The 20,626-nt window shown below is 49.3% G+C and carries 17 protein-coding genes; 13 read left to right on the forward strand and 4 right to left on the reverse strand.

Annotation, left to right across the window (positions count from 1 at the left end):
* Positions 1 to 108 precede the first annotated feature (108 nt).
* Together hisS and aspS are read left to right on the forward strand one after the other, a co-directional pair.
* Entirely contained in the window at positions 109 to 1,368 is a 1,260-nt protein-coding gene (gene hisS / locus V3C10_05945) for a histidine--tRNA ligase (protein WVP63360.1), read from the forward strand.
* 143 nt (positions 1,369 to 1,511) lie between these two features.
* Positions 1,512 to 3,308 carry an aspartate--tRNA ligase gene (gene aspS, locus V3C10_05950; protein ID WVP63361.1) on the forward strand — a complete coding sequence of 599 codons (1,797 nt, stop codon included), beginning with the start codon at positions 1,512 to 1,514 and terminating at the stop codon, positions 3,306 to 3,308.
* A 205-nt stretch (positions 3,309 to 3,513) separates the two neighbouring features.
* Here aspS and V3C10_05955 read toward each other — a convergent pair whose 3' ends face one another.
* The gene (locus tag V3C10_05955) at positions 3,514 to 3,984 is read right to left on the reverse strand and encodes a hypothetical protein (protein WVP63362.1); all 471 of its coding nucleotides are present in this window, start codon (positions 3,982 to 3,984) and stop codon (positions 3,514 to 3,516) included.
* Positions 3,985 to 4,437: 453 nt separating this feature from the next.
* Between V3C10_05955 and V3C10_05960 the strand changes: the two genes are divergently transcribed.
* The 6 genes from V3C10_05960 to V3C10_05985 all read left to right on the forward strand — a co-directional run bounded on the left by V3C10_05960 (position 4,438) and on the right by V3C10_05985 (position 11,294).
* A complete protein-coding gene (locus V3C10_05960; protein ID WVP63363.1) occupies positions 4,438 to 5,292 on the forward strand; it encodes a MurR/RpiR family transcriptional regulator in 855 nt (284 codons plus the stop codon).
* Between the two features lie 562 nt (positions 5,293 to 5,854).
* A complete protein-coding gene (gene hisD / locus V3C10_05965; protein WVP63364.1) occupies positions 5,855 to 7,129 on the forward strand; it encodes a histidinol dehydrogenase in 1,275 nt (424 codons plus the stop codon).
* Between the two features lie 17 nt (positions 7,130 to 7,146).
* Positions 7,147 to 7,923 (forward strand): glucose 1-dehydrogenase, encoded by a 777-nt coding sequence (locus V3C10_05970; protein WVP63365.1) that lies wholly within the window; start codon positions 7,147 to 7,149, stop codon positions 7,921 to 7,923.
* Positions 7,924 to 7,945: 22 nt separating this feature from the next.
* Positions 7,946 to 8,935 (forward strand): alcohol dehydrogenase catalytic domain-containing protein, encoded by a 990-nt coding sequence (locus V3C10_05975; GenBank protein WVP63366.1) that lies wholly within the window; start codon positions 7,946 to 7,948, stop codon positions 8,933 to 8,935.
* A 151-nt stretch (positions 8,936 to 9,086) separates the two neighbouring features.
* On the forward strand, positions 9,087 to 10,688 hold the full coding sequence (locus V3C10_05980; GenBank protein ID WVP63367.1) for a sodium/proline symporter: 1,602 nt from the start codon (positions 9,087 to 9,089) through the stop codon (positions 10,686 to 10,688).
* A gap of 90 nt (positions 10,689 to 10,778) precedes the next feature.
* A complete protein-coding gene (locus V3C10_05985; GenBank protein ID WVP63368.1) occupies positions 10,779 to 11,294 on the forward strand; it encodes a hypothetical protein in 516 nt (171 codons plus the stop codon).
* A 156-nt stretch (positions 11,295 to 11,450) separates the two neighbouring features.
* Here the strand turns inward: V3C10_05985 and V3C10_05990 are convergent, their stop codons facing one another.
* Positions 11,451 to 12,359, reverse strand: coding sequence for a MerR family transcriptional regulator (locus V3C10_05990; protein WVP63369.1), 909 nt, complete (start codon positions 12,357 to 12,359; stop codon positions 11,451 to 11,453).
* Positions 12,360 to 12,629: 270 nt separating this feature from the next.
* Between V3C10_05990 and mscL the strand changes: the two genes are divergently transcribed.
* On the forward strand, positions 12,630 to 13,109 hold the full coding sequence (mscL, locus tag V3C10_05995; protein ID WVP63370.1) for a large conductance mechanosensitive channel protein MscL: 480 nt from the start codon (positions 12,630 to 12,632) through the stop codon (positions 13,107 to 13,109).
* 145 nt (positions 13,110 to 13,254) lie between these two features.
* Here the strand turns inward: mscL and V3C10_06000 are convergent, their stop codons facing one another.
* Complete coding sequence (locus tag V3C10_06000) at positions 13,255 to 15,498, reverse strand: excinuclease ABC subunit UvrA (GenBank protein WVP63371.1); 2,244 nt, start codon at positions 15,496 to 15,498, stop codon at positions 13,255 to 13,257.
* A gap of 310 nt (positions 15,499 to 15,808) precedes the next feature.
* Between V3C10_06000 and V3C10_06005 the strand changes: the two genes are divergently transcribed.
* Entirely contained in the window at positions 15,809 to 16,672 is an 864-nt protein-coding gene (locus tag V3C10_06005; GenBank protein ID WVP63372.1) for an AraC family transcriptional regulator, read from the forward strand.
* A 58-nt stretch (positions 16,673 to 16,730) separates the two neighbouring features.
* On the forward strand, positions 16,731 to 17,291 hold the full coding sequence (locus V3C10_06010; GenBank protein ID WVP63373.1) for a YdeI/OmpD-associated family protein: 561 nt from the start codon (positions 16,731 to 16,733) through the stop codon (positions 17,289 to 17,291).
* Positions 17,292 to 17,331: 40 nt separating this feature from the next.
* Here the strand turns inward: V3C10_06010 and V3C10_06015 are convergent, their stop codons facing one another.
* Positions 17,332 to 17,793: a GNAT family N-acetyltransferase gene (locus V3C10_06015; protein WVP63374.1), complete on the reverse strand. Its 462-nt coding sequence runs from the start codon at positions 17,791 to 17,793 to the stop codon at positions 17,332 to 17,334.
* 442 nt (positions 17,794 to 18,235) lie between these two features.
* Between V3C10_06015 and V3C10_06020 the strand changes: the two genes are divergently transcribed.
* Positions 18,236 to 18,913: a response regulator transcription factor gene (locus V3C10_06020; protein WVP63375.1), complete on the forward strand. Its 678-nt coding sequence runs from the start codon at positions 18,236 to 18,238 to the stop codon at positions 18,911 to 18,913.
* Positions 18,910 to 20,607, forward strand: coding sequence for a HAMP domain-containing sensor histidine kinase (locus tag V3C10_06025; GenBank protein WVP63376.1), 1,698 nt, complete (start codon positions 18,910 to 18,912; stop codon positions 20,605 to 20,607). The genes V3C10_06020 and V3C10_06025 overlap by 4 nt, the downstream gene beginning before the upstream one ends.
* Positions 20,608 to 20,626 lie beyond the last annotated feature (19 nt).

Consider the following 20,626-nt stretch of genomic DNA (forward strand, 5'->3'; position numbering starts at 1 on the left):
GGAAAACGGCCGCTTGAGAAAGCAGGGACAGACGGTAAAATTAGCGGCTGCCGCTCACGGAGCGGGCGGTGGCAATTGGCGGACAACAAAGAATAAGGAGTGAAGACTATGGCATTAAAGAAAAAACCGGTAACCGGAATGAAGGATGTTCTTCCGGCAGAGATGGAACTCAGAGATTATGTGTTAAATATCATTAAAGACACTTACAGAGGATACGGCTTCTCCTCAATTGAAACTCCTTGCGTTGAACATATTGAGAACCTGACAAGCAAACAGGGCGGCGATAATGAAAAACTGATCTTTAAGATTTTAAAGCGCGGCGAGAAACTGAACCTGGAGACCGCAGAAACCGATGCGGATCTGGTGGAAGAGGGACTCCGCTATGACCTGACCGTACCGCTGTGCCGCTATTATTCCAACAATGCGGCCAACCTGACGACTCCTTTTAAGGCGCTTCAGGTAGGCAGCGTATGGCGTGCCGACAAACCTCAGAAGGGCCGTTTCAGACAGTTCGTACAGTGCGATATCGACGTTCTCGGAGACGGAACAAACCTGGTGGAGATCGAGACGATCCTGGCTATCACGAAGACGCTTACCAGAATCTGCCCGGATAAGGCATTTACCGTGCGTGTCAATGACCGTGCCATTTTAAAAGGCATGGCTGATTACAGCGGTTTCCCGGAGGATGAGACAGACCGGGTATTTATCATTCTGGATAAGATGGACAAGATTGGTTTAAATGGCGTTGCGGAGGAGCTTCTGGAGGCGGGATATGCCAAAGAAGCCGTGGATAAATATACGGACCTCCTTGCCAATATCAGGAATGACGCAGACGGCGTGAGAGCGCTGGGTGAAAAGCTGGCTTCTGTTATGGATCCTGAGAAGGCGGAGAACCTGGCTTATATTATGGAAACTGTAAGCGAGATCAACGACGTTGAATGCGGCCTTGAATTCGATCCGACCCTGGTAAGGGGAATGGGATATTATACGGGAACCATTTTCGAAGTTTCCATGGAAGGATTCGGCGGCTCCGTAGCAGGCGGCGGCCGTTACGACAAGCTGATCGGCAAGTTTACGGGCGTGGATACACCGGCCTGTGGAATTTCAATCGGTTTTGAGCGTATTATCACGATTCTGATGGAGAGTGGATTCAAGATTCCGTCACTGGTTGGCAAGAAGGTATTCCTGTTTGAGAAGAATCTCAGCAAAGAGCAGTTTAAGAAAGTACTTCAGGCGGCTCAGGAGGAGAGGGCGAAGGGTGTGCGTGTGGCCGTTGCCCAAATGAATAAAAACAAGAAATTCCAGAAAGAGCAGCTGATGAAGGAAGGATTTGAGGAATTTGTAGAGTTCTACAAAGATTCCATCTAATTTCCGTCCGGTTTCGGGAAGTGTAAAAAGCGTTATTCACCGGAACCATGGAGAAGGTTATCACGGCAGTCCCGTACAGGGGCTGCCATATATCAAATACTAAATCAAGATACAGTTACAAAAATCAGGAGGAAACAAACATCATGGCAGAATCAATGGCAGGGCTGAAACGTTCCCACCGCTGTACGGAATTGTCCACCGCGAATATCGGTGAGACGGTGACGGTAATGGGCTGGGTTCAGAAGAGCCGAAATAAAGGCGGAATTATTTTCGTGGATTTAAGGGACCGTTCCGGCCTCTTACAGATCATTTTTGAGGAATCGGACTGTGGAGCGGAGAGCTTTGCCAAGGCGGAGAAGCTCAGAAGTGAATTTGTTGTTGCCGTAACCGGTAAAGTGGAAGCACGTTCCGGCGCGGTCAATGAGAACCTGAAGACGGGAGAAATCGAGATCAGGGCCAACTCCCTGCGCGTGCTCGCCGAATCAGAGACGCCTCCTTTCCCGATTGAGGAGAATTCAAGGACCAAGGAAGAGCTTCGTCTGAAATACCGATACCTGGATCTCAGAAGGCCTGACCTTCAGAAAAATCTGATGATTCGAAGCCGGGTTGCCATCCTGACCAGAAAATTTTTGGCCGAGGAAGGTTTTCTGGAGATTGAGACACCGACGCTCATCAAGAGCACACCGGAGGGAGCACGCGACTATCTGGTGCCCAGCCGCGTTCATCCGGGCGAGTTTTATGCGCTTCCGCAGTCTCCGCAGCTTTTAAAGCAGCTCTTAATGTGCTCCGGTTATGACCGCTATTTCCAGATTGCAAGATGCTACCGTGATGAGGACCTCCGCGCGGACAGACAGCCTGAATTCACACAGATCGATATGGAGCTTTCCTTCGTGGATGTGGAGGACGTGCTGGATGTCAACGAAAGACTGTTAAAGACCTTATTTAAAGAGATCTGCAACTATGATCTGGAACTTCCAATCCAGAGAATGACATGGCACGAAGCGATGGAGCGCTATGGCTCCGATAAACCGGATCTTCGTTTTGGGATGGAGCTTAAAAACGTTTCAGAAGTGGTAAAGGACTGCCAGTTCGTCGTATTTAAGGGAGCATTGGAAAACGGCGGTTCCGTCCGTGGTATCAACGCCGAAGGACAGGGAGCGATGCCGCGTAAGAAGATTGACGCCCTCGTAGAGTATGCCAAAGGTTTTGGGGCCAAAGGCCTGGCTTACCTGGCAATCCAGGAAGACGGAAGCTATAAATCCTCTTTTGCAAAGTTCATGACCGGCGAGGAATTAGACGCCCTTGTAAAAGCCATGGACGGAAAACCGGGCGATCTGCTTCTGTTTGCCGCCGACAAGGACAAGGTGGTATTCGATGTGCTCGGAAATCTCCGCCTGGAACTGGCGAGACAGCTCGACCTTTTAAAGAAAGATGATTTTAAATTCCTCTGGGTAACGGAATTCCCGCTGTTTGAGTATTCCGAGGAGGATGAAAGATATGTGGCGGTGCATCATCCATTTACGATGCCGATGGAGGAGGACCTTCCTCTGATCGACACCGATCCGGGTGCGGTGCGCGCCAAAGCCTACGACATCGTGCTGAACGGTACGGAGATGGGCGGCGGTTCCGTCCGTATCCATCAGGCGGATGTACAGTCCAAGATGCTGGAAGTTCTGGGCTTCACACCGGAACGCGCGAACGAACAGTTCGGTTTCCTCTTAGAAGCGTTCAAATACGGCGTGCCGCCTCACGCAGGACTGGCTTACGGCTTTGACCGTATGGTTATGCTGATGGTGGGAGCGGACAGCATCCGTGACGTCATTGCCTTCCCGAAGGTAAAGGACGCGTCCTGTCTGATGATGGAAGCGCCAGCATTGGTCGATGATAAACAGCTTGAAGAACTGAGCATTGCAGTTGCGATTGCCGGTACGGAAGAATAATGGAACAGTAATCTGTAGAATTCCGCCTACGTGATTTGAAATGAGGGTTACACCCTCTAACATCCGGTAAAAGGAAAATATAGTTTGTCGACAATCTGAAAGCTCCTGGTTTCTTAATAAAGAAACCAGGAGCTTTCAGATTGTCGAGATACTGTGGCCCGTAGGTGAACGATCTGCACGGTGAGCATATCCCAGTTGGAGCACGCTATTTCCCGGACATGAGGTATTTCACAATGTAATGGTAGGCGAGAACCGTATAAATGGGCATTACCACAATATAAGATGCAATATTGAATAAGGTGAAATTGTAATAGTTTGAAATTTCCCCATACTCCAGCAGATACCGGCACAGGATTCCAAGGATGGTCAGCATCAGGGTGATGGGATAGATTACTTTCTCTTTCTCAGGACCATAAACCCCGGCGAATCCCAGGCCTATTATGCCGTAGGATGCGATTAGCAGATATAATTTTGCGCTGTCGAGCGGAAACAGATCACTTCTGATTGGGAATGTAAAACATCCGGCAAAGGCCACGTAAAAAAACAGCACCGCCTTGACAACAGCAGGGCGTCTTTGCAAAAAGTTATCTGCATGTCCGGCCGTTCTGCTTCCGGCCCAAAAACAGATTGCGACGGTCAGCACGGCCATCAGGATAAAAAACAGAATGACGGCCATATAACACCTCCTTCAAAATTAGGGTTGTATAGAAGTATATCACAAATCAAAGCGGAAATACAGAGATGATATGGAGCCGCGGTACAGTTCATAAAAGTGGGAGAGAAATATAGTTTGTTTTGCCTCTATAACGGCGGCATGCAGGTAGGCTGTGCTGCAAATAAAAATGTTTTTTGAGTATTCTTAATTGTTGAAAACTATTTTCTGATATGATATAGTGGAAGCAGTAGGAGTTTCATGCAAAAGGCAGGAAAACACCTCGCAAAATACTGCCTGTGGACAGTGACCAATATTTCCAAATACTGGGAAAAAGTTGGCTGTACAGTTGAATGATCCCATGATTAAAGTTATAATAGATACATAAATAAGAGGTTTGCACAGGGATCGGCCCGGTGGGAATTTCCGGGGGAAACTGCATTTCGGCAGATTATAAAAAAACGGGATGGTACGCATATGAGCAAAGAATTTCTGACAAGAATAAGAGCTTCTTCAAATCAATTTACAAAGGCTGAAAAGAAGGTGGCAGATTTTGTGCTGCAGAATCCAAAGAAAGTTTTGTTCATGTCCATCACGGATCTGGCGGAAGCATGCGATGTGGGAGATACCAGCGTTTTCCGCTTCTGCAAGACGATGGAACTGAAGGGATACCAGGAATTTAAGATGATGCTTTCCCTGGATCTGGGAGACGAGGGGAAGAAGCATAACCAGTTTACCGGGGATGTGGAACTTGACGATACATTTATGGAGCTGTCCCAGAAGGTTTTGAATACCAATATATCGGCTCTGCAGGAGACCTATTCCCTGCTGGATCGTGAGACTTTTGAGAGGGCGATCAATATTCTGGACGGAGCCAGGAAAATTTATTTTTTCGGTGTAGGAGCCAGTGGCCTGACGGCCATGAAGGCGATGAATAAATTTCTGCGCATTGAACCGAAGGTGTACTGTCTGCAGGATTCCCATATGCAGGCCATGGCGGCTTCCACACTGGGACCAGGGGATGCGGCAGTCATGATATCTTACTCGGGAGCCACGAAGGATACAATCCAGGTGGCCGAGATTGCCAGAAAGGCAGGCGCCAGCACCATCTGCATCACCCGTTTTGTCAAATCCCCGCTGACCTCATTTTCCGACGTTACGCTCCTGTGCGGGGCAAACGAGGGACCGCTTCAGGGAGGTTCCACCTCTGCTGAGATCAGTCAGTTATTTCTGATCGATTTGGTATATACGGAATACTACCGCCGTCATTTTGAAAACTGCCGCGACAATAACCAGAAAACTTCAGGAGCTGTTCTGGAAAAGCTTTGCTAGAGCGCAGAGGGTGGGAATGAATTTTCAATCTTGCTTCAGGCGCTTTTGCCGGTTGGAAAGAATGGACAGGATGAAACGAATAATCGAATAATGATAAACAGATAAGAGTCCGGGGCCTATGGCCGCCGGACTCTTGTTGTATGGTAGAAAAGTTCTGAGCTCTTTTTAAATCACATTATCAAATCCTTAATTTGTCACAAAAGTCTGATGATAGTTAAAAAGATGATATAGTAATTAATAATCAGATAAAAAAACCTGACCTCAGGGGACAGGTTTGGAATTGATTAAATTATCTAATAACATATATATTGTACTTGAAAAGAATAAAAATATTGTTTAGTGATTTTACTTGTCAGATAATATCGGGGGATGTACCTGGCAAAAATCAAAAATAATAAGCTTGACCTGTCCCCAAAGTACACGGATATACTTTGATTAAAGGCGGTAAAACACTTTGACCCGTGTCTTTTATCACCGCCTGCAGAGATACGGACGGGAGCGCTCCGCCGATGACAGAAAAATGATAAAGAAACGATAAAATTTATAAGGAGGATAAGGAAAGATGAGGATGTACAAGGAGGCAGCACGTAAGACTTATGAACGCAGCCAGGAAGTGACGGAACTGGTGGGCGGCATTATCGAGAATGTCAAACGCAGAGGGGATCAGGAAATCCTGGAGTTGACGAAAAAATTCGACGGGATAGAGATGGACTCTGTGAAAGTGGGAAGAGAGGAGATTGAGAAGGCCTATACTCGCATTTCACAGGACACGGTTGAGGCTATTAGAAATGCCGCCGCACAGATACGTTTCTTTGCCGAAAAACAGTTGGAATGTATGACCCCTCTGACAACGGCGTCGCCGGTGGCCGGAGTGACGCTGGGACACCGCCTGATTCCGGTTGAAACGGTAGGCGCCTACGTGCCGGCGGGACGCTATCCGCTTCCGAGTACCGCACTGATGCTGGCAATTCCGGCAAAAGTGGCGGGCGTCAGAAAAGTAGTAGCCTGCAGCCCGGCGGCTAAGGGATATGGGACCATCCACCCGGCTGTCCTGGCGGCGATGGACATTGCCGGAATTGATGAGATTTACTGTACCGGAGGGGCGCAGGCGATTGCCGCCATGGCATACGGAACGGAGACCGTACAGAAGGTTGATCTGATAGCAGGGCCGGGAAATAAGTTCGTGACCGAGGCCAAGAGACAGGTTCTCGGCAATGTCGGAATCGACAGCCTGGCGGGACCGAGTGAGGTGCTTGTGATTGCCGATGAACTGGCGAATCCGAGGTATACGGCCATTGACCTGCTGGCCCAGAGCGAGCACGATCCCAATGCAAGGGCAACGCTCATCACCACTTCGGAGCAGTTTGCCGGAAAAGTGCTGGAAGCTCTTTACACGTTTGCCGATGAACTGTCCACCGGGGAGACGGCGAAAAAATCGTGGGAGGACAACGGAACCATTATTATTGCCGACTCCCTGGAGGAGGCAATTGCAATTTCCGACGATATTGCGCCGGAGCACCTGGAAGTACATACACACAACAGTGATGCGGTGGCCGCGAAGCTTCGGAATTTCGGTTCCCTCTTTATCGGGGAATATACGCCCGTTGCATTCGGTGATTACTGTTCCGGAACCAACCATACGCTTCCGACGATGGCCACGGCCAAGTATTCGAACGGAGTCTGGGTCGGAACATTTTTAAAAACATCCTTCACCCAGCATATCTCAAAGGAAGGATGCAGCAACCTGTCCAAAACATGTGTGCAGCTCGCAGGGGAGGAAGGCCTGTTTGCCCATCAGAAATCGGTACTGGTACGTGTGGAGCAGATGATAAGCTGAAAAAAAGGAGGACTTATATGAATATTCTTCAGGGGAAAAATATTTTTGACGTAGAGGGAAAGGTGGTTCTTGTTACAGGAGCGGCGATGGGACTGGGAGAGGGATATGCCCATATTTTCGCAGAATCGGGATGCAGGGTGGCATGTGCGGACATCAATGAGGAGCAGGTAAAACAGACGGCGGAGGACATCAGAAGCCAGGGAGGGGAGGCGGCGGCCTTTGTGGTGGATGTGACCAGGCAGGACAGCATCAAAGGCATGGTAAAAGCCATCCTTGAAACATATGGCAGGATAGATGTGCTTGTCAATAATGCCGGTGTGGAGCATATAGAGCCTTTTGTTGAAGTGAGTGAGAAACACTACGACTTTATCACGGGCGTCAACTTAAAGGGCGTGTTTTTTGTAGCGCAGGAAGTGGCAAAAGTGATGAAGGCAAACGGCGGAGGGAAGATCATCAATATCGGTTCCCTGGGAAGCTATATCGGCCTGGCCGAATCCAGCGTATACTGTACCACCAAAGGAGGAGTCATCCAGATGTCGAAGACGCTCTCGATTGAACTGGGGCCGGACCATATCCAGGTGAACTGTATCGCGCCGGGATACTTTATCACACCGATGACAAAACCGTTTTATGACGATCCGGAACACCGCGCCTGGATTGAGAGCCGGATTCCGCTCCATGAGTGGGGAACCGTAGCCGATCTGGCGGGCCCGATGCTGTTCCTTGCCTCCTCGGCCAGCGACTATATTACAGGCATCACAATCAAGGTGGACGGCGGCTGGCTGGCAAGCTGATAAGAGAGGAGGCAGGAGTGAAATGAAGGCTCTCAGGTTTTATGGGATTCACGATTTGAGGACGGAGGAAACGGAGCTCCCGGAGTACGGGGAAGATGAGGCGCTGGTTAAAATAGCCTACGCCGGTATCTGCGGTTCCGATCTTCACATCTATAACAAGGGGATGTTCATTCAGAACATACCCGAAACAATGGGCCATGAATTTGACGGGGTGATTGAAAAGACAGGCTCCGGGGTTAAAAATTTCAAACCGGGCGACAAGGTGACGGCTAACCCCATGGTTCCGTGCGGCAAATGTCCGAGCTGTCTGAAGGGGAGCTACAATACATGTGCGGCGCTGGGATTTATCGGGGAGGTTTCACAAGGATGTTTTGCGCAGTACATTGCGGTAAAAGAAGAAAAGCTAATCCGTGTTCCGGATTCTGCCGATTTGAAACAGATTGCCCTGTCGGAGCCGCTTGCCGTAGCCGTAAATATCTGCCGCAGGGCGTCGTTTAAACCGGGTGACCGGATCGCCCTGATCGGGGCTGGCCCCATCGGCCTTCTAACGATTGCCCTGGCAAAGCAGGTATACGGGGTGGATGACATTACGGCGGTGGATTTGTCGGAGAGCCGCCTCAAGCTGGCGGTAAAGCTCGGGGCATCAAAGGCCGTGCAAAAACCGAATGAAAATGACCGGTTTAACAAGGTGATTGAGGCCGCGGGAGCGCCTGCCACTTTTGCAATGGCTGCGGAGCACGTGGAGGCGAACGGATTTCTCTATGTCGTCAGCATTTTTGAAAAAGATTTTATATTTGACATTAACGCTCTGGTGGCCGGACAGGTTACACTGGTTGGCTGCAATGTGTACACCGATGAGGATTTAAGGGAGGCGGTTTCCCTTATCGCAGAAAAACGTGTGGATATCAGCCCCGTTATTACCGGCGAATATACATTAGAGGAGGGCAAAAAGGCGTTTGAACTTCTGAGTTCTGTGGATAAGAGCGCGGCAAAAATCCTGTTCAGGATGTGAGAGAGGAGAAAACAGATGGAAGGAACTTTATTTTTGGGATATCCGGCCAGCACCGGTATTTTGATTCTTGGAACAATCGTGATTGCTGCAATTGCCACTTTTACATTTTATAAGGGCTGGTGGAAACTGTAGGTTAAAAAGGAGGTAAAGTATGAAAATTCAGAATCTCGGACAGGCCATGGGAATCGAAATTCCGCTCATTGTACCTGTGGTCCTTATTGTTTATATGCTTGCCATTCTGGCAATCGGACTCTGGTCGGCAAGAAAGGTCAAAAATTCGGAAGACTGGTTCGTGGGAGGACGTTCCATGGGTCCCTGGATTACGGCTCTTGCGCACGGCTCCAGTTCTCTCGGGGGCGGCATGTACATAGCCGGTCCGCAGTACGGCTGGGAAGCGGGAGCATCGGCATTGTGGGCGGCGCCGGGGGATGTGTTCGGTCCTTTGCTGAACTTCGGTATCCTGGCGCGCAGAATGCGCCGCTATACGGAGAAGGCCAAGACACTGACCATATCGGAATTTTTCGGACACCGTTATTACAGCAAGGGAGTGAGAAATTTTTCCGTGGTCATCCTGGTTGTTGCAATGCTCATCAGCCTCGTTGTGGAATATATGGCAATGGGAGTCCTTGTTTCGGCGGTAACGGGCTGGTCATTTATTATTTCCCTGATTTTCGGCTGCGCGGTTATCCTGATTTATACGGGCGCAGGCGGATACCTGGCCGTGGCTTACACGGACTTTGCCCAGTCAATCCTGATGGTAATCGGAATGCTTATTTTAATTCCTGTCTGTATCGCAAGCGTAGGCGGTCTGGAGGGAATGAACGCGGGACTGTATGCAATCAATGAAGGACTTCCCACCCTGTGGGGCGAGGATTATTACCTGAAGGGAGCGCCCCTCCTGATAGCGGGTATGGCGCTTGTCTATTTTATCGGTTATATGGGGCAGCCCCATCTGATTCTGAAAACGGTTGCAATTAAGGATGACAAATCCATCCGCCTTGTTCCGATGATCGGCGCCGTGTTTGGGTTCATGCTGGCTTTCGGCGTATACACGCTGGGCTGTGTGGGAAGAGTCGTATATCCCGATATTTCCATGCTCCCGGGAGGCAATGCGGAGTATGTCCTGCCGATGCTGGCGCTGACAAAACTTCCGGCTCCTCTGGCCGGGCTGTTGCTGGCCGGAGCCTGTTCCGCAGTGATGTCGACGGCGAGCGGACTGCTGCTGGTCATCGGCTCCGCCATTGGCAATGACCTGTACCGCAATTCCGCATCCGGAAAAAGGGCGTCGGAAGATCAGGTAATGAAGGTGACGAGAATGTCCACCTACCTGTTGGGAATTGTTTCGGTGGCAATGTGCTTTATCCCCGCTTTCCAGCTCGGCGTATACCAGCTCACCTGGATCGCCTGGTCCGTACTTTCCCCGGCTTTCATTCCGTGTATCGTCGGCGGTCTTTACTGGAAGAGAGGGACAAAAGAAGGAGCTTATGCGGCAATGATCTCAGGCTCCCTGGTAGGGGCATTCTGGTATTACCTGCTCCAGGAATCGACTAACATCCATACGTTCTTCGCGGCGCTCGTCATTGCGGTTATAGCCTATATTGTAGTGAGCCTGAGGACGCAGAAACCGCCGAAGGAGATAGAAGATTATGTTGATTATGCGGCGGCCTTTGAGGATGCCGAACCGGTCAACGTGGTCAAATCGGGGATTGTGATGAGCTCCGGGCAGCTTGCCATGGTGATTGAAGGACAATAAAGGATAAGTTAAAATACAATAAAACATAAAATATGATAAAACATCCCGGCATATTTATAAAATAATAAGGCTGAGGAAGAAGGAGCTGCCATGAGGAAAATCAATGTGATGACGGGAATCCGGTTTAAACCGGAGCATTTAATTGAACGGCTGGGCAGAAAGAAACGGTACGCCAGCCTCTGCTGCCGCCACGTGTCCACGGTCTACAGCCCATGCTGGGTGTTTGAATTCCGGGTCCTTCTTCAGGCGTCGAAACACACCAGCCGGTATGCCGGATATTACGCCGGGGTGGATGAAGTCAATATGGTTCCGGGCAAGATACAATTGCTGCCCGGGGCCAAAGAAATGGAAGTACCCGAGTATACGGTCCTGAAAAATAAAGGCGACGAAAAACAGGCGGTTACTATGGCCTGGAATTACAACAAAAACTGGATCACAATAAAATATAAGAATCTCTACGCTCCCCCGGTACTGGAAGAATACAGGACACATCTGTATTATAAAATATTGTATGTCATGGAGTTTTATAATAAAGAATGCGGAGAAAAGAAATACATGGTCCTGGATTCCCTGACCGGAGATCTGGAAAAAATCGCAATTGAGTAATAAGAGCGGCTAAAGTACAGACGATGGATTTTTCATTGGCAAAAAACAGTGAAAATCCAAAACAGGAAATCCAAAACGGGAAGTGGGACCGCAGAAACTAGATCTTACTGCAGTCCCACATAGATGGACGGCTGAGATGGAAACTTCCACAGAATATCAAACGGTATTTAAAGTGTCTCCCGGAGAATTCAGTTTATCATACTCTTTAAATGGAATGATAACCCGGAGAATCCAGAAGTCTTTATTATTTGTAATCATCGGGCTGATCAGCCACTCCTCGACGGACCAGCCGGCCAGTTCATATCCCTGGGCTTTGGCCCAGTGCAGCAGGCCGGTATAAGTGTTATAGAGCTTTTTATCTTTCGGTGTTCCGACGTGTACGGCACAGACACCGCGGAAGGCCGGAATTTTATCATAGTGGAGACACGGCTTTTTCATGTCCACCACGGGAACGGCTATTTTATAATCGTGTATCTGGTTGTCAAAGCTGCAGGTACTGCTGTCAAAATGGTTATACAAAACGTAGAGAAGCGCACCCAGGGAGGCGACATTCACTTCCTGGGATATCTTTTGAATCTTAGCCATGTATTCGATATCATAGCATTCCTCGTCCTCAAAGTTGGTCTGATAGGCCAGCGATATCATATTCTGCTCTGGAAAATCGACTACCTCATATCCCAGCTCCGTATCAATTTTGTGTTCGTGAAGTTTCAGGACGGAAATCGCTTCGATCAGTTTTGTATAGACAATCATGCTCTGCTCATAGCGCAGCAGGCTCTCCTGAAGGGCATCTCTGGCTCCGACCATCTTTTTCTCAATCGACATCTGAATACTGCCGATATTCCTGCCATAAATGATATCCTTAATTTCACTCAGCGACATATCAATATTCCTGAGAGCCTTGGCGGCCACGATCTCACAGATATGCTGGTGCGTATAATACCGGTAATTATTATCCTTAAACCGGGGAACCGGGCTCAGCATACCGCGTTCTTCATAGTAGCGGAGCTGTTTTCTGCTCACGTCGCATAGCTGGCAGATTTCATTCGTATTAAAAGTTTTCAAAGAGTCCCCCTCCGTTCTTCTTCCGGTGTGCGGCTGCATCCGTGAATGCCAATGCCGTGATAACGTATGATTTACAGCTAAATCCCTGTAAAACGACAGATATATTTCAAGTATAGGTATGGAAAAGCGCTTTGTCAACAGAGGAACAGTTGCGTAAGATAAGCGTTATTCAGGTAGAATGATTGAGAAAAATGTCGTTTCGTGGTATTATAAAAAATAGCGGCGAAGAGAGAGACATCCGCCGTTATATCATTTTTAAGGAGGAAAGATATGGGAAAGGGAAAAGGCTTTATTCATGAATTCGAACAGTTCATCAGCCGTGGAAACGTGATGGATATGGCAGTCGGCGTTATCATTGGAGGCGCGTTCTCCTCCATTATCACATCTCTGGTTGAAGATATCCTCTCTCCGATCCTCGGTATATTCGGAGGATTGAATTTTGATGAGCTTTCGGTCAACATTCTGGGCGAGGTTACGTTAAAATATGGAAAATTCCTGACGGCAGTCATTAATTTCCTGATTATGGCTTTTGTCATCTTCTGCCTTGTAAAAGCGATGAATACGCTTTCATCGAAAGTAATCCGTAAGGAAGAAGAAGCTCCGGCGGCTCCGACTACCAAGATTTGTCCGTTCTGCAAGAGTGAAATCCCGATCGAGGCTACAAAATGTGCGCATTGTACATCCGTACTTCCGGTTGAGGCGGAGGCTGGCGTCGAGGCCGTAAAGGAAGCGGCTGTTGCGGCAGAATAGGAGAAAGAGAGCTTGTAACGGCCGGGAAGACAGCCCAGGGCTGTTACGGATCATACGGTTAATCATAGACAATTACAGATACTTACTTACAGATAAGCAGGGAAGAATTCCATATCGGCGATTCTTCCCTGCTTATCTGTTCTCGCTATTTGTTCAGTGACGCCCGCAGGCTGTCTGCCGTCAGCGTTTTTGCATTCAGCGCCATGTCGGCGGGAGTCCCGGTATATACCACCTCTCCTCCGTTTTTGCCTCCGTCGGGGCCGATATCGATAATCCAGTCAGCCTGTTTTATGACGTCGAGATTGTGCTCAATTACAACCAGGGTATTCCCACGGGAGACGATTGTGTCAAACAGCTTTAACAGATTCTCAATATCCGACATGTGCAGTCCGGTGGTTGGTTCGTCCATGACAAAAATGCCGCTCTTTTTTCCAAGGTGCTTTGCCAGTTTGATTCTCTGGCGTTCTCCTCCGGACAGGGTGCTGAGCGGCTGGCCGAGCGTCAGGTAAGATAAGCCGACCTGCTCCATCACCTTCAGGTGTTTCCTGATTTTCGCGTTTTCAAACACTTCCATGGCCTGTGATGCGGTCATGCGGAGCAGTTCAACGATATTTTTCCCCTTGTAAGTGCAGGCAAGGGCCTCCTCGTTATACCGCAGTCCGCCGCATGCTTCACATTCCGTAACGACGGGATCCATGAAAGCAAGTTCGGTCACGATGACGCCCCTGCCGCCGCAGACCGGGCAGGCTCCAGTGGAGTTGAAACTGAACAGTCCCTCCGGCCGGCCGTTTTCCCTTGCCAGCAGTTTCCGTATCTCGTCGAAAAAACCGAGATAGGAGGAGGGCGTGGAGCGGTTTGTAGCCGTGATGGGTCCCTGACCGACCATCACGATATCATCTTCATACAGACCGGCAAATACCCGGGAGATCAGGGTGCTCTTTCCGGAACCGGCAACTCCGGTTACAACGGTCATAATTCCCAGTGGAATATCCACGTTCACATGCTTTAGATTGTGAAGACAGGCGTCCCGGATCGGGAGGCTCCCTGTCTGCCGGCGGGGGTTCTGTTTGATGGGCAGGGAGTGGAGCATGGCCCGGCCCGTCAGGGTATCGGAGCGGAGTAGCTCCCCATAGCTGCCGGCAAACACGATTTCACCGCCGTTTTGTCCTGCCTGCGGCCCCACATCTATTACATAATCCGCAATCGAAATTACATCCCTGTCGTGTTCAACCACAAGCACCGTGTTGCCTTTATCACGAAGCTGCCGGAGCAGATTGTTCATGCGGTAGACGTCGCGGGGATGCATCCCGGCGCTTGGTTCATCGAAAATATAGGTCAGTCCGGTCAGGCTGCTGCCCATATACCGGACCAGTTTAAGCCGCTGTGCCTCCCCGCCGGAGAGGGATGGAGTTTCCCGGTTCAGATGAAGATACGGGAGGCCAATTTCTATCATCCGGTCCAGTCCTTCAATGAGGGGCCGTACCAGCAAAGCCGCGGCCGGTTCGGTAATTTGGGACAGAACGTCACGAAGCTGCGTCAGTTCCATTTCACAGAGATCCGCAATAGAGTATCCGTTTATTTTGCAGCCCAGGGCGGTTTCATTCAACCGCTTTCCGTGGCATTCTCCACACTCGGTCCAGACCGTCAGATTCTGCGCTTTTATTTTTGTATGCCTGCTTTTATCGCTGATGTCGCGGTTCAGGAGCGTCTTCGTGTATTTATGGAATATCCCGGTTATTTTCGGATTTTCCGGTTTCCCCTTGCCGTCGCGGGAACCGTACAGGAGGAGATTATATTCCTCTTTTGAGTATTCCTTAACGGGCTTGTCGGGATCAAACAGGCCGGACTCGGCGTACTGCCGCCAGTACCATGAGCCGGGAGAATACAGAGAATCACGTACACAACCCTCGTTCCAGGACTTATCGGGATCGAGGATGGCTCCAACATTCACCCGGGGAATTTTTCCAAGGCCGGAACACGTTTTACACATCCCGGCCGGATCGTTAAAGGAGAAGCAGGAGGCCGTGCCCGCATAGGGAGTTCCTATCCTTGAAAACAGCAGACGCAGGCTGGAATAGAGGCCGCTTATGGTTCCCGCCGTGGAGCGTGCGTTACCGCTCAGCGGGGACTGATCCACCACAACGGAAGCGGTCAGATTGTCGATCCGCTCCACGGCCGGTTTCGGATACTTCGGCAGCCTTGACCGCACAAAAGCCGGGTAGGTGGCGCTCATCTGGCGCTGCGATTCTGCTGCAATGGTATCAAAGACAATACTGGATTTGCCGGAACCGGACACTCCGGTGAACACGGTGATTTTTTCTTTTGGAATCGTAAATGAAACATGTTTCAGATTATTTTGGGTAAGTCCCTGTATTATGATGCCGTTCATTCTGTCACACCTCTTTCTGTCTGGCTTTTATGTTATTCAGGAGCATAAGCGCAGCGGCCAGTGAGGAAAGCAGGCCGGGCGCCGGACTTGCGAAAAGAACCCCGTTAGGCCCCACCATAGTTTTCCTCCTTTCAATGACCGATAGGGATATCTGCATATTCATTCACAGATAACCATACCTGCATTACAGCTTATCAGATAGACGGCCTCCATTCATGACATTTTTTGCTTATTTTTGGTAATAGAGAGGGAAAGTGGAATATGATATAATGTCCGTAATGCCATAAATTCTAGTATCGGAGGTGGCGGAGTGAAAGAATTATCCCCTTTAGAGAGGGCGATTGAATATATCGAAACACATCTGGACGAGCATATCGGTTTAAACGATGTGTCGAGGGAAACAGGATATTCCTACTATTATATGACGCGGCTGTTTTCTTCCGTATTAGGCGAGTCGGCCGGCCGTTATATCAACAGGCGCAGGCTGTACAGGGCATCCGAAAAACTTCTCCATACCGACAGGAGGGTCATCGATATTGCAATTGAAAGCGGATTTGAATCGGCGGAGGCATTCAGCAGGGCGTTTAAGGCCGTTTTTGCGAGCAGCCCGACGGAATACAGGAGAGCAGGCATTGATTTGGTAATGAATGCCAAGAGAGAACTGGAGCCCGGGGATGTCTGCCATATTGCAAATAACATTTCACGGGAACCTGAAATAATTTGGATGGAAGAAACGAAAACCGCAGGAATCAGGGGGACGACCTCCCTTTTTGATAATCGTCTGCCGGGACTGTGGGAGCAGTTTCTGGCGCTGGATCAAAAGAATTCCGGCACCGGGGACATCCGGTACTGCATCTGCGAAACACAGCAGACCTCCTATACCAAAAATGGAGATGTATTATTTTCGGTAATGGTGGGCAGTCCGGTGACGGATTATCATAATCTGCCGCCGGGGCTGGCCGAAAAAACGCTGCACGCCGGAAAGTATGCAGTTTTCACCCATCGGGGGGATTTTGGAAAACTGTATAAAACATATCAGTATATTTTCGGAACCTGGCTGCCGTCGGCGAAAGAGGAACTGGACGACAGGGAGGATTTTGAACAATATGAGAGGGCGGTAATATCACCCGATGATCCGGATAATGAGGTAAAAATATATATTCCGGTAAAATAAATATTCCGGTAACACAAACATTCCGATAAAACAAACAGGGAGAAAGAGAGGATTTACGATGAGTGGGATGTTGGAGTTTTCAAACAGAGAGGACTTTAGAAAATGGCTGAATGACAACTGCCTGACGGATGAAGGCTACTGGCTGCTGTTCGGCAAGGCAGGCGGCCCGAAAACGGTAAAGGCGGGGGAAGCGCTGGAGGAGGCCCTCTGCTTTGGCTGGATTGACGGGCAGATGCAGAGCATTGATGACAAAAGATATAAAAAATATTTTGCAAAACGCAGAGAAAACAGCAAGTGGTCGGAAAAAAATAAGGCGCTGGCAGAAAAGCTGGAGAAGCAGGGAATTATGACCGACTACGGCAGGAAGAAAATAGAAGAAGCCAAAAAGAACGGCCAATGGGATGCCCCCAAGGCGCCCGTGATTGGGGAGGAGGAGATTACGGCTCTTTCCGGGATTTTGAAAGAATATGAACCTGCATACAGCAACTTTCTTGCGATGCCGCTATCGGTAAAGAAGACCTACACCCGTGCATATCTCGACGCGAAAACAGACGCGGGGCGGGAAAAACGCATTGCATGGATGGTTGACCGGCTGAATAAAAACTTAAAGCCGATGTAGGAACTTAATGTAAACGGCTGGAAATGGGGGGATTTCCAGCCTACAATCTTTTCCTCAGAACTCTCACAGATTCCTCAAAATTTTCTTTCTCATAAAATCTTAAAGCATTCAAATTCTGGCTCAGTACATCTAATTCCACATACTCGGAGCCCCTGCTCCTCCCCCAGTTTTCCACGCCTTCCAACAGCTTTTTCCCAACCCCGTTTCCGCGTAACGATTCCCGGACGATAAAATCCATCAGATAGGTATAACGGTGGGGAATAATACTTTTATAGACGGGAGTTTGTTCAAACTGGATGTAAGCCATTCCCAGAACTTCTCCATCCTCCTCTGCAATTAAAATATCTTCCGTTTCACTTCTAACAGCAGCTTCCAGAAACTCCCTGTCCTCTTCAGCGGGACGTATGTAGAACGGCTGTAATTCCGCCATTTCCCGATTCAGATCACGGTACAGCGCCAGAATTGCCGCTATATCATTGATTGCCGCCGGCCTCACTTTCATGGTACGCACTCCTTTCACAATCCTATGGTACGGTGATAAACATATTTTATCAGAAAACCATTTCCATGGACAGATATTATTGAGCTGTGGGAACGCCACCAAAAGACAGCGGCAATACCTGCCCCGCACTTGAAGGAATAGAACAATTCAGCGGCCGCAGGCTGGGGTTCAGAATGGCAAGAACCTTCGCGTCTTCAGTCCCGGTCATAACCTTCCTCCGGGACTGAAGACTCACAGCTCTCCTCTCACCATTCCGAACCCCGACCTCACCGGCGCGTTTCATTTCTCAACGAACTCCCCCACACTGTGAAATCTCTGTGAAACAGTAGAAACTCCCTTTACAATCTGCTAAAATACAGGTAAAACAAAGATAAACAGCGGCTATCCGGCAAGACTGTATAAGAAAGGGCCGGATAATTCTGATAACACAGAGGTGAATAAGATGGAGATATTAAAAGTACTGGTAGTGGATGACGAACCCAGAATGAGAAAACTGGTCAGAGATTTCCTTACGGTAAAGGGATTTCAGGTTGTGGAAGCCGGTGACGGGGAGGAAGCGATAGATGTATTTTTCGACCAGAAGGACATTGCCCTGATCCTTCTGGATGTTATGATGCCGAAGATGGACGGCTGGGAGGTGTGCCGGACAATCAGAAAGTATTCCCAGGTCCCGATTATCATGCTGACGGCACGGGGAGAAGAACAGGACGAACTTCAGGGCTTCAGCCTGGGCGTGGACGAATACATTTCCAAGCCGTTCAGCCCCAAGATTCTGGTAGCCAGGGTGGAAGCGATTCTCCGAAGGAGCAGCACGATGTCCCAGGAAGTGATTGATGTAGGCGGAATACACATTGATAAGTCGGCTCATCAGGTAATGGTGGATGGGAAAAATGTGGATTTGAGCTATAAGGAGTTTGAGCTGATCACATATTTTGCGGAGAACCAGGGAATCGCCCTTTCCAGGGAGAAGATTTTAAATAATGTATGGAATTACGATTACTTCGGCGATGCCAGGACAATTGACACCCATGTCAAGAAGCTGCGCAGTAAGCTGGGGGAGAAGGGTGAATATATCAAAACCATCTGGGGCATGGGATATAAATTCGAGGTGGATGGATGAGACATACGACGCTGAAATGGAAATTTACAGTGACGTTTATCAGCATGATGGCTCTGGCCGTGGCGGCTACATGGTGCATTAACAACTGGTTTCTGGAGAGCTACTACCAGAATTACAAGATTGGCGTGCTGGAAAAAGCCTACTATGCAATTGACGCCATTGTCCTGGAAGAGAGGGCAAAAGGCGGTAGCGCCCTGGAAGGGGCGGAGGATGAACTGAGCAGCAGCGACTTTTTTTCTGCAGACGGAACAGGGACCGACAAAGGTTATGGAAGAGACAGAAACTCCGGAAAAAGGGGCGGCGATGACTATGGATTAATACTGGAAGGGCCATCCGTTCCTTCGGCACAGCCGGAGACAGGAACGGATGAGGACGGTTCGGAAAGCGGGGTCGTAAAGCTGGCGCAGCTGGTGCGCTACCTGAGGGATACGTCCAATATCACGCTGCTTATCTGCGACAGCATGAACGGCAACATCCTTGTATCCTCGGTAAAAGATATTCAAATCATGAAGGACAGGGTCAGCCAGTATATTGTAGGTAAGAACGCGCCTCACCGGGAGATTATGGAGGAGCATGAAAACTACATGATCCAGAAGACGTACGATCCCAGGACCAAGACCTTTTACCTGGAGAGCTGGGGATTCTTCTCCGATAACGGGACCATCTTTATCATGACGACTCCCCTTGACAGCATCCGGGAAAGCGCGGCCATATCGAACCGTTTCCTGATGTACGTGGGAATTGCCGTGATCCTGGTCGGCAGCATCATTCTCTACTTTATTACAAGCAGAATCACATCCCCGATCCATGAACTGTCACGTCTTTCCGAAAAAATGTCCAATCTGGACTTTGAGGCAAAATACAGGGAGACAAGACATTCGACCGAGGAGATCAGCACGCTGGGCAACAGTATGAACGTGCTGTCGGATAAGCTGAAGGAGACAATCGGTGAGCTGAAATCGGCCAATATCCGTCTGCAGAAGGACATTGAGGAAAAGACGCAGATAGACGAGATGAGAAAAGACTTCATTGCCAATGTTTCCCATGAGCTTAAAACTCCGATTGCCCTGATTCAGGGATATGCGGAAGGATTGACCGAAGGAATGGCCGTGGAGAAGGAGAGCCGCGATTACTACTGCGAGGTTATCATGGATGAGGCCGGCAAGATGAACAAGATGGTAAAACAGCTTCTGACCCTGACCGCCCTGGAATTCGGTAATGAGCAGACGGCCATGGAGCGGTTTAACCTGACGGAGCTGATCCAGGGAGTCATATCGGCTGCGGGCCTGATACTTCAGCAGAAGGAAATTACCGTAGACTTTGGCTATACGGAACCGGTCTATGTTTGGGGCGATGAATTCAAGATAGAGGAGGTAGTGACTAATTATCTGAACAACGCCATTAACCACGCAGAGGGTGAGAAAAAGATTGTCATCCGCATGGAACCGGACGGCAAGGAAGTGATGGTATCCGTTTTCAACACGGGCCAGCCTATTCCGGAGGCGGATATTCCGAACCTGTGGACCAAGTTCTTTAAGGTAGACAAGGCGAGAACGAGAGAATACGGAGGAAGCGGAATCGGACTTTCAATTGTAAAGGCAATTATGGAGTCCCATCACAAACAATATGGAGTCAGAAATCTGGAGGACGGCGTGGAATTCTGGTTCACACTGGACTGTGGCAAGGATGCCTGACGGCAGAAACATAAAAAGG

The organism is [Clostridium] symbiosum (assembly GCA_036419695.1).
GTDB classification, from domain to species: Bacteria; Bacillota; Clostridia; order Lachnospirales; family Lachnospiraceae; genus Otoolea; species Otoolea symbiosa_A.

Excerpts from the sequence above, each read along its gene's own strand:
- hisS (WVP63360.1), top strand. The coding sequence starts at position 109 with ATGGCATTAAAGAAAAAACCGGTAACCGGAATGAAGGATGTTCTTCCG.
- aspS (WVP63361.1), top strand. The coding sequence starts at position 1,512 with ATGGCAGAATCAATGGCAGGGCTGAAACGTTCCCACCGCTGTACGGAA.
- V3C10_05955 (WVP63362.1), bottom strand. The coding sequence starts at position 3,984 with ATGGCCGTCATTCTGTTTTTTATCCTGATGGCCGTGCTGACCGTCGCA.
- V3C10_05960 (WVP63363.1), top strand. The coding sequence starts at position 4,438 with ATGAGCAAAGAATTTCTGACAAGAATAAGAGCTTCTTCAAATCAATTT.
- hisD (WVP63364.1), top strand. The coding sequence starts at position 5,855 with ATGAGGATGTACAAGGAGGCAGCACGTAAGACTTATGAACGCAGCCAG.
- V3C10_05970 (WVP63365.1), top strand. The coding sequence starts at position 7,147 with ATGAATATTCTTCAGGGGAAAAATATTTTTGACGTAGAGGGAAAGGTG.
- V3C10_05975 (WVP63366.1), top strand. The coding sequence starts at position 7,946 with ATGAAGGCTCTCAGGTTTTATGGGATTCACGATTTGAGGACGGAGGAA.
- V3C10_05980 (WVP63367.1), top strand. The coding sequence starts at position 9,087 with ATGAAAATTCAGAATCTCGGACAGGCCATGGGAATCGAAATTCCGCTC.
- V3C10_05985 (WVP63368.1), top strand. The coding sequence starts at position 10,779 with ATGAGGAAAATCAATGTGATGACGGGAATCCGGTTTAAACCGGAGCAT.
- mscL (WVP63370.1), top strand. The coding sequence starts at position 12,630 with ATGGGAAAGGGAAAAGGCTTTATTCATGAATTCGAACAGTTCATCAGC.
- V3C10_06000 (WVP63371.1), bottom strand. The coding sequence starts at position 15,498 with ATGAACGGCATCATAATACAGGGACTTACCCAAAATAATCTGAAACAT.
- V3C10_06010 (WVP63373.1), top strand. The coding sequence starts at position 16,731 with ATGAGTGGGATGTTGGAGTTTTCAAACAGAGAGGACTTTAGAAAATGG.
- V3C10_06015 (WVP63374.1), bottom strand. The coding sequence starts at position 17,793 with ATGAAAGTGAGGCCGGCGGCAATCAATGATATAGCGGCAATTCTGGCG.
- V3C10_06020 (WVP63375.1), top strand. The coding sequence starts at position 18,236 with ATGGAGATATTAAAAGTACTGGTAGTGGATGACGAACCCAGAATGAGA.
- V3C10_06025 (WVP63376.1), top strand. The coding sequence starts at position 18,910 with ATGAGACATACGACGCTGAAATGGAAATTTACAGTGACGTTTATCAGC.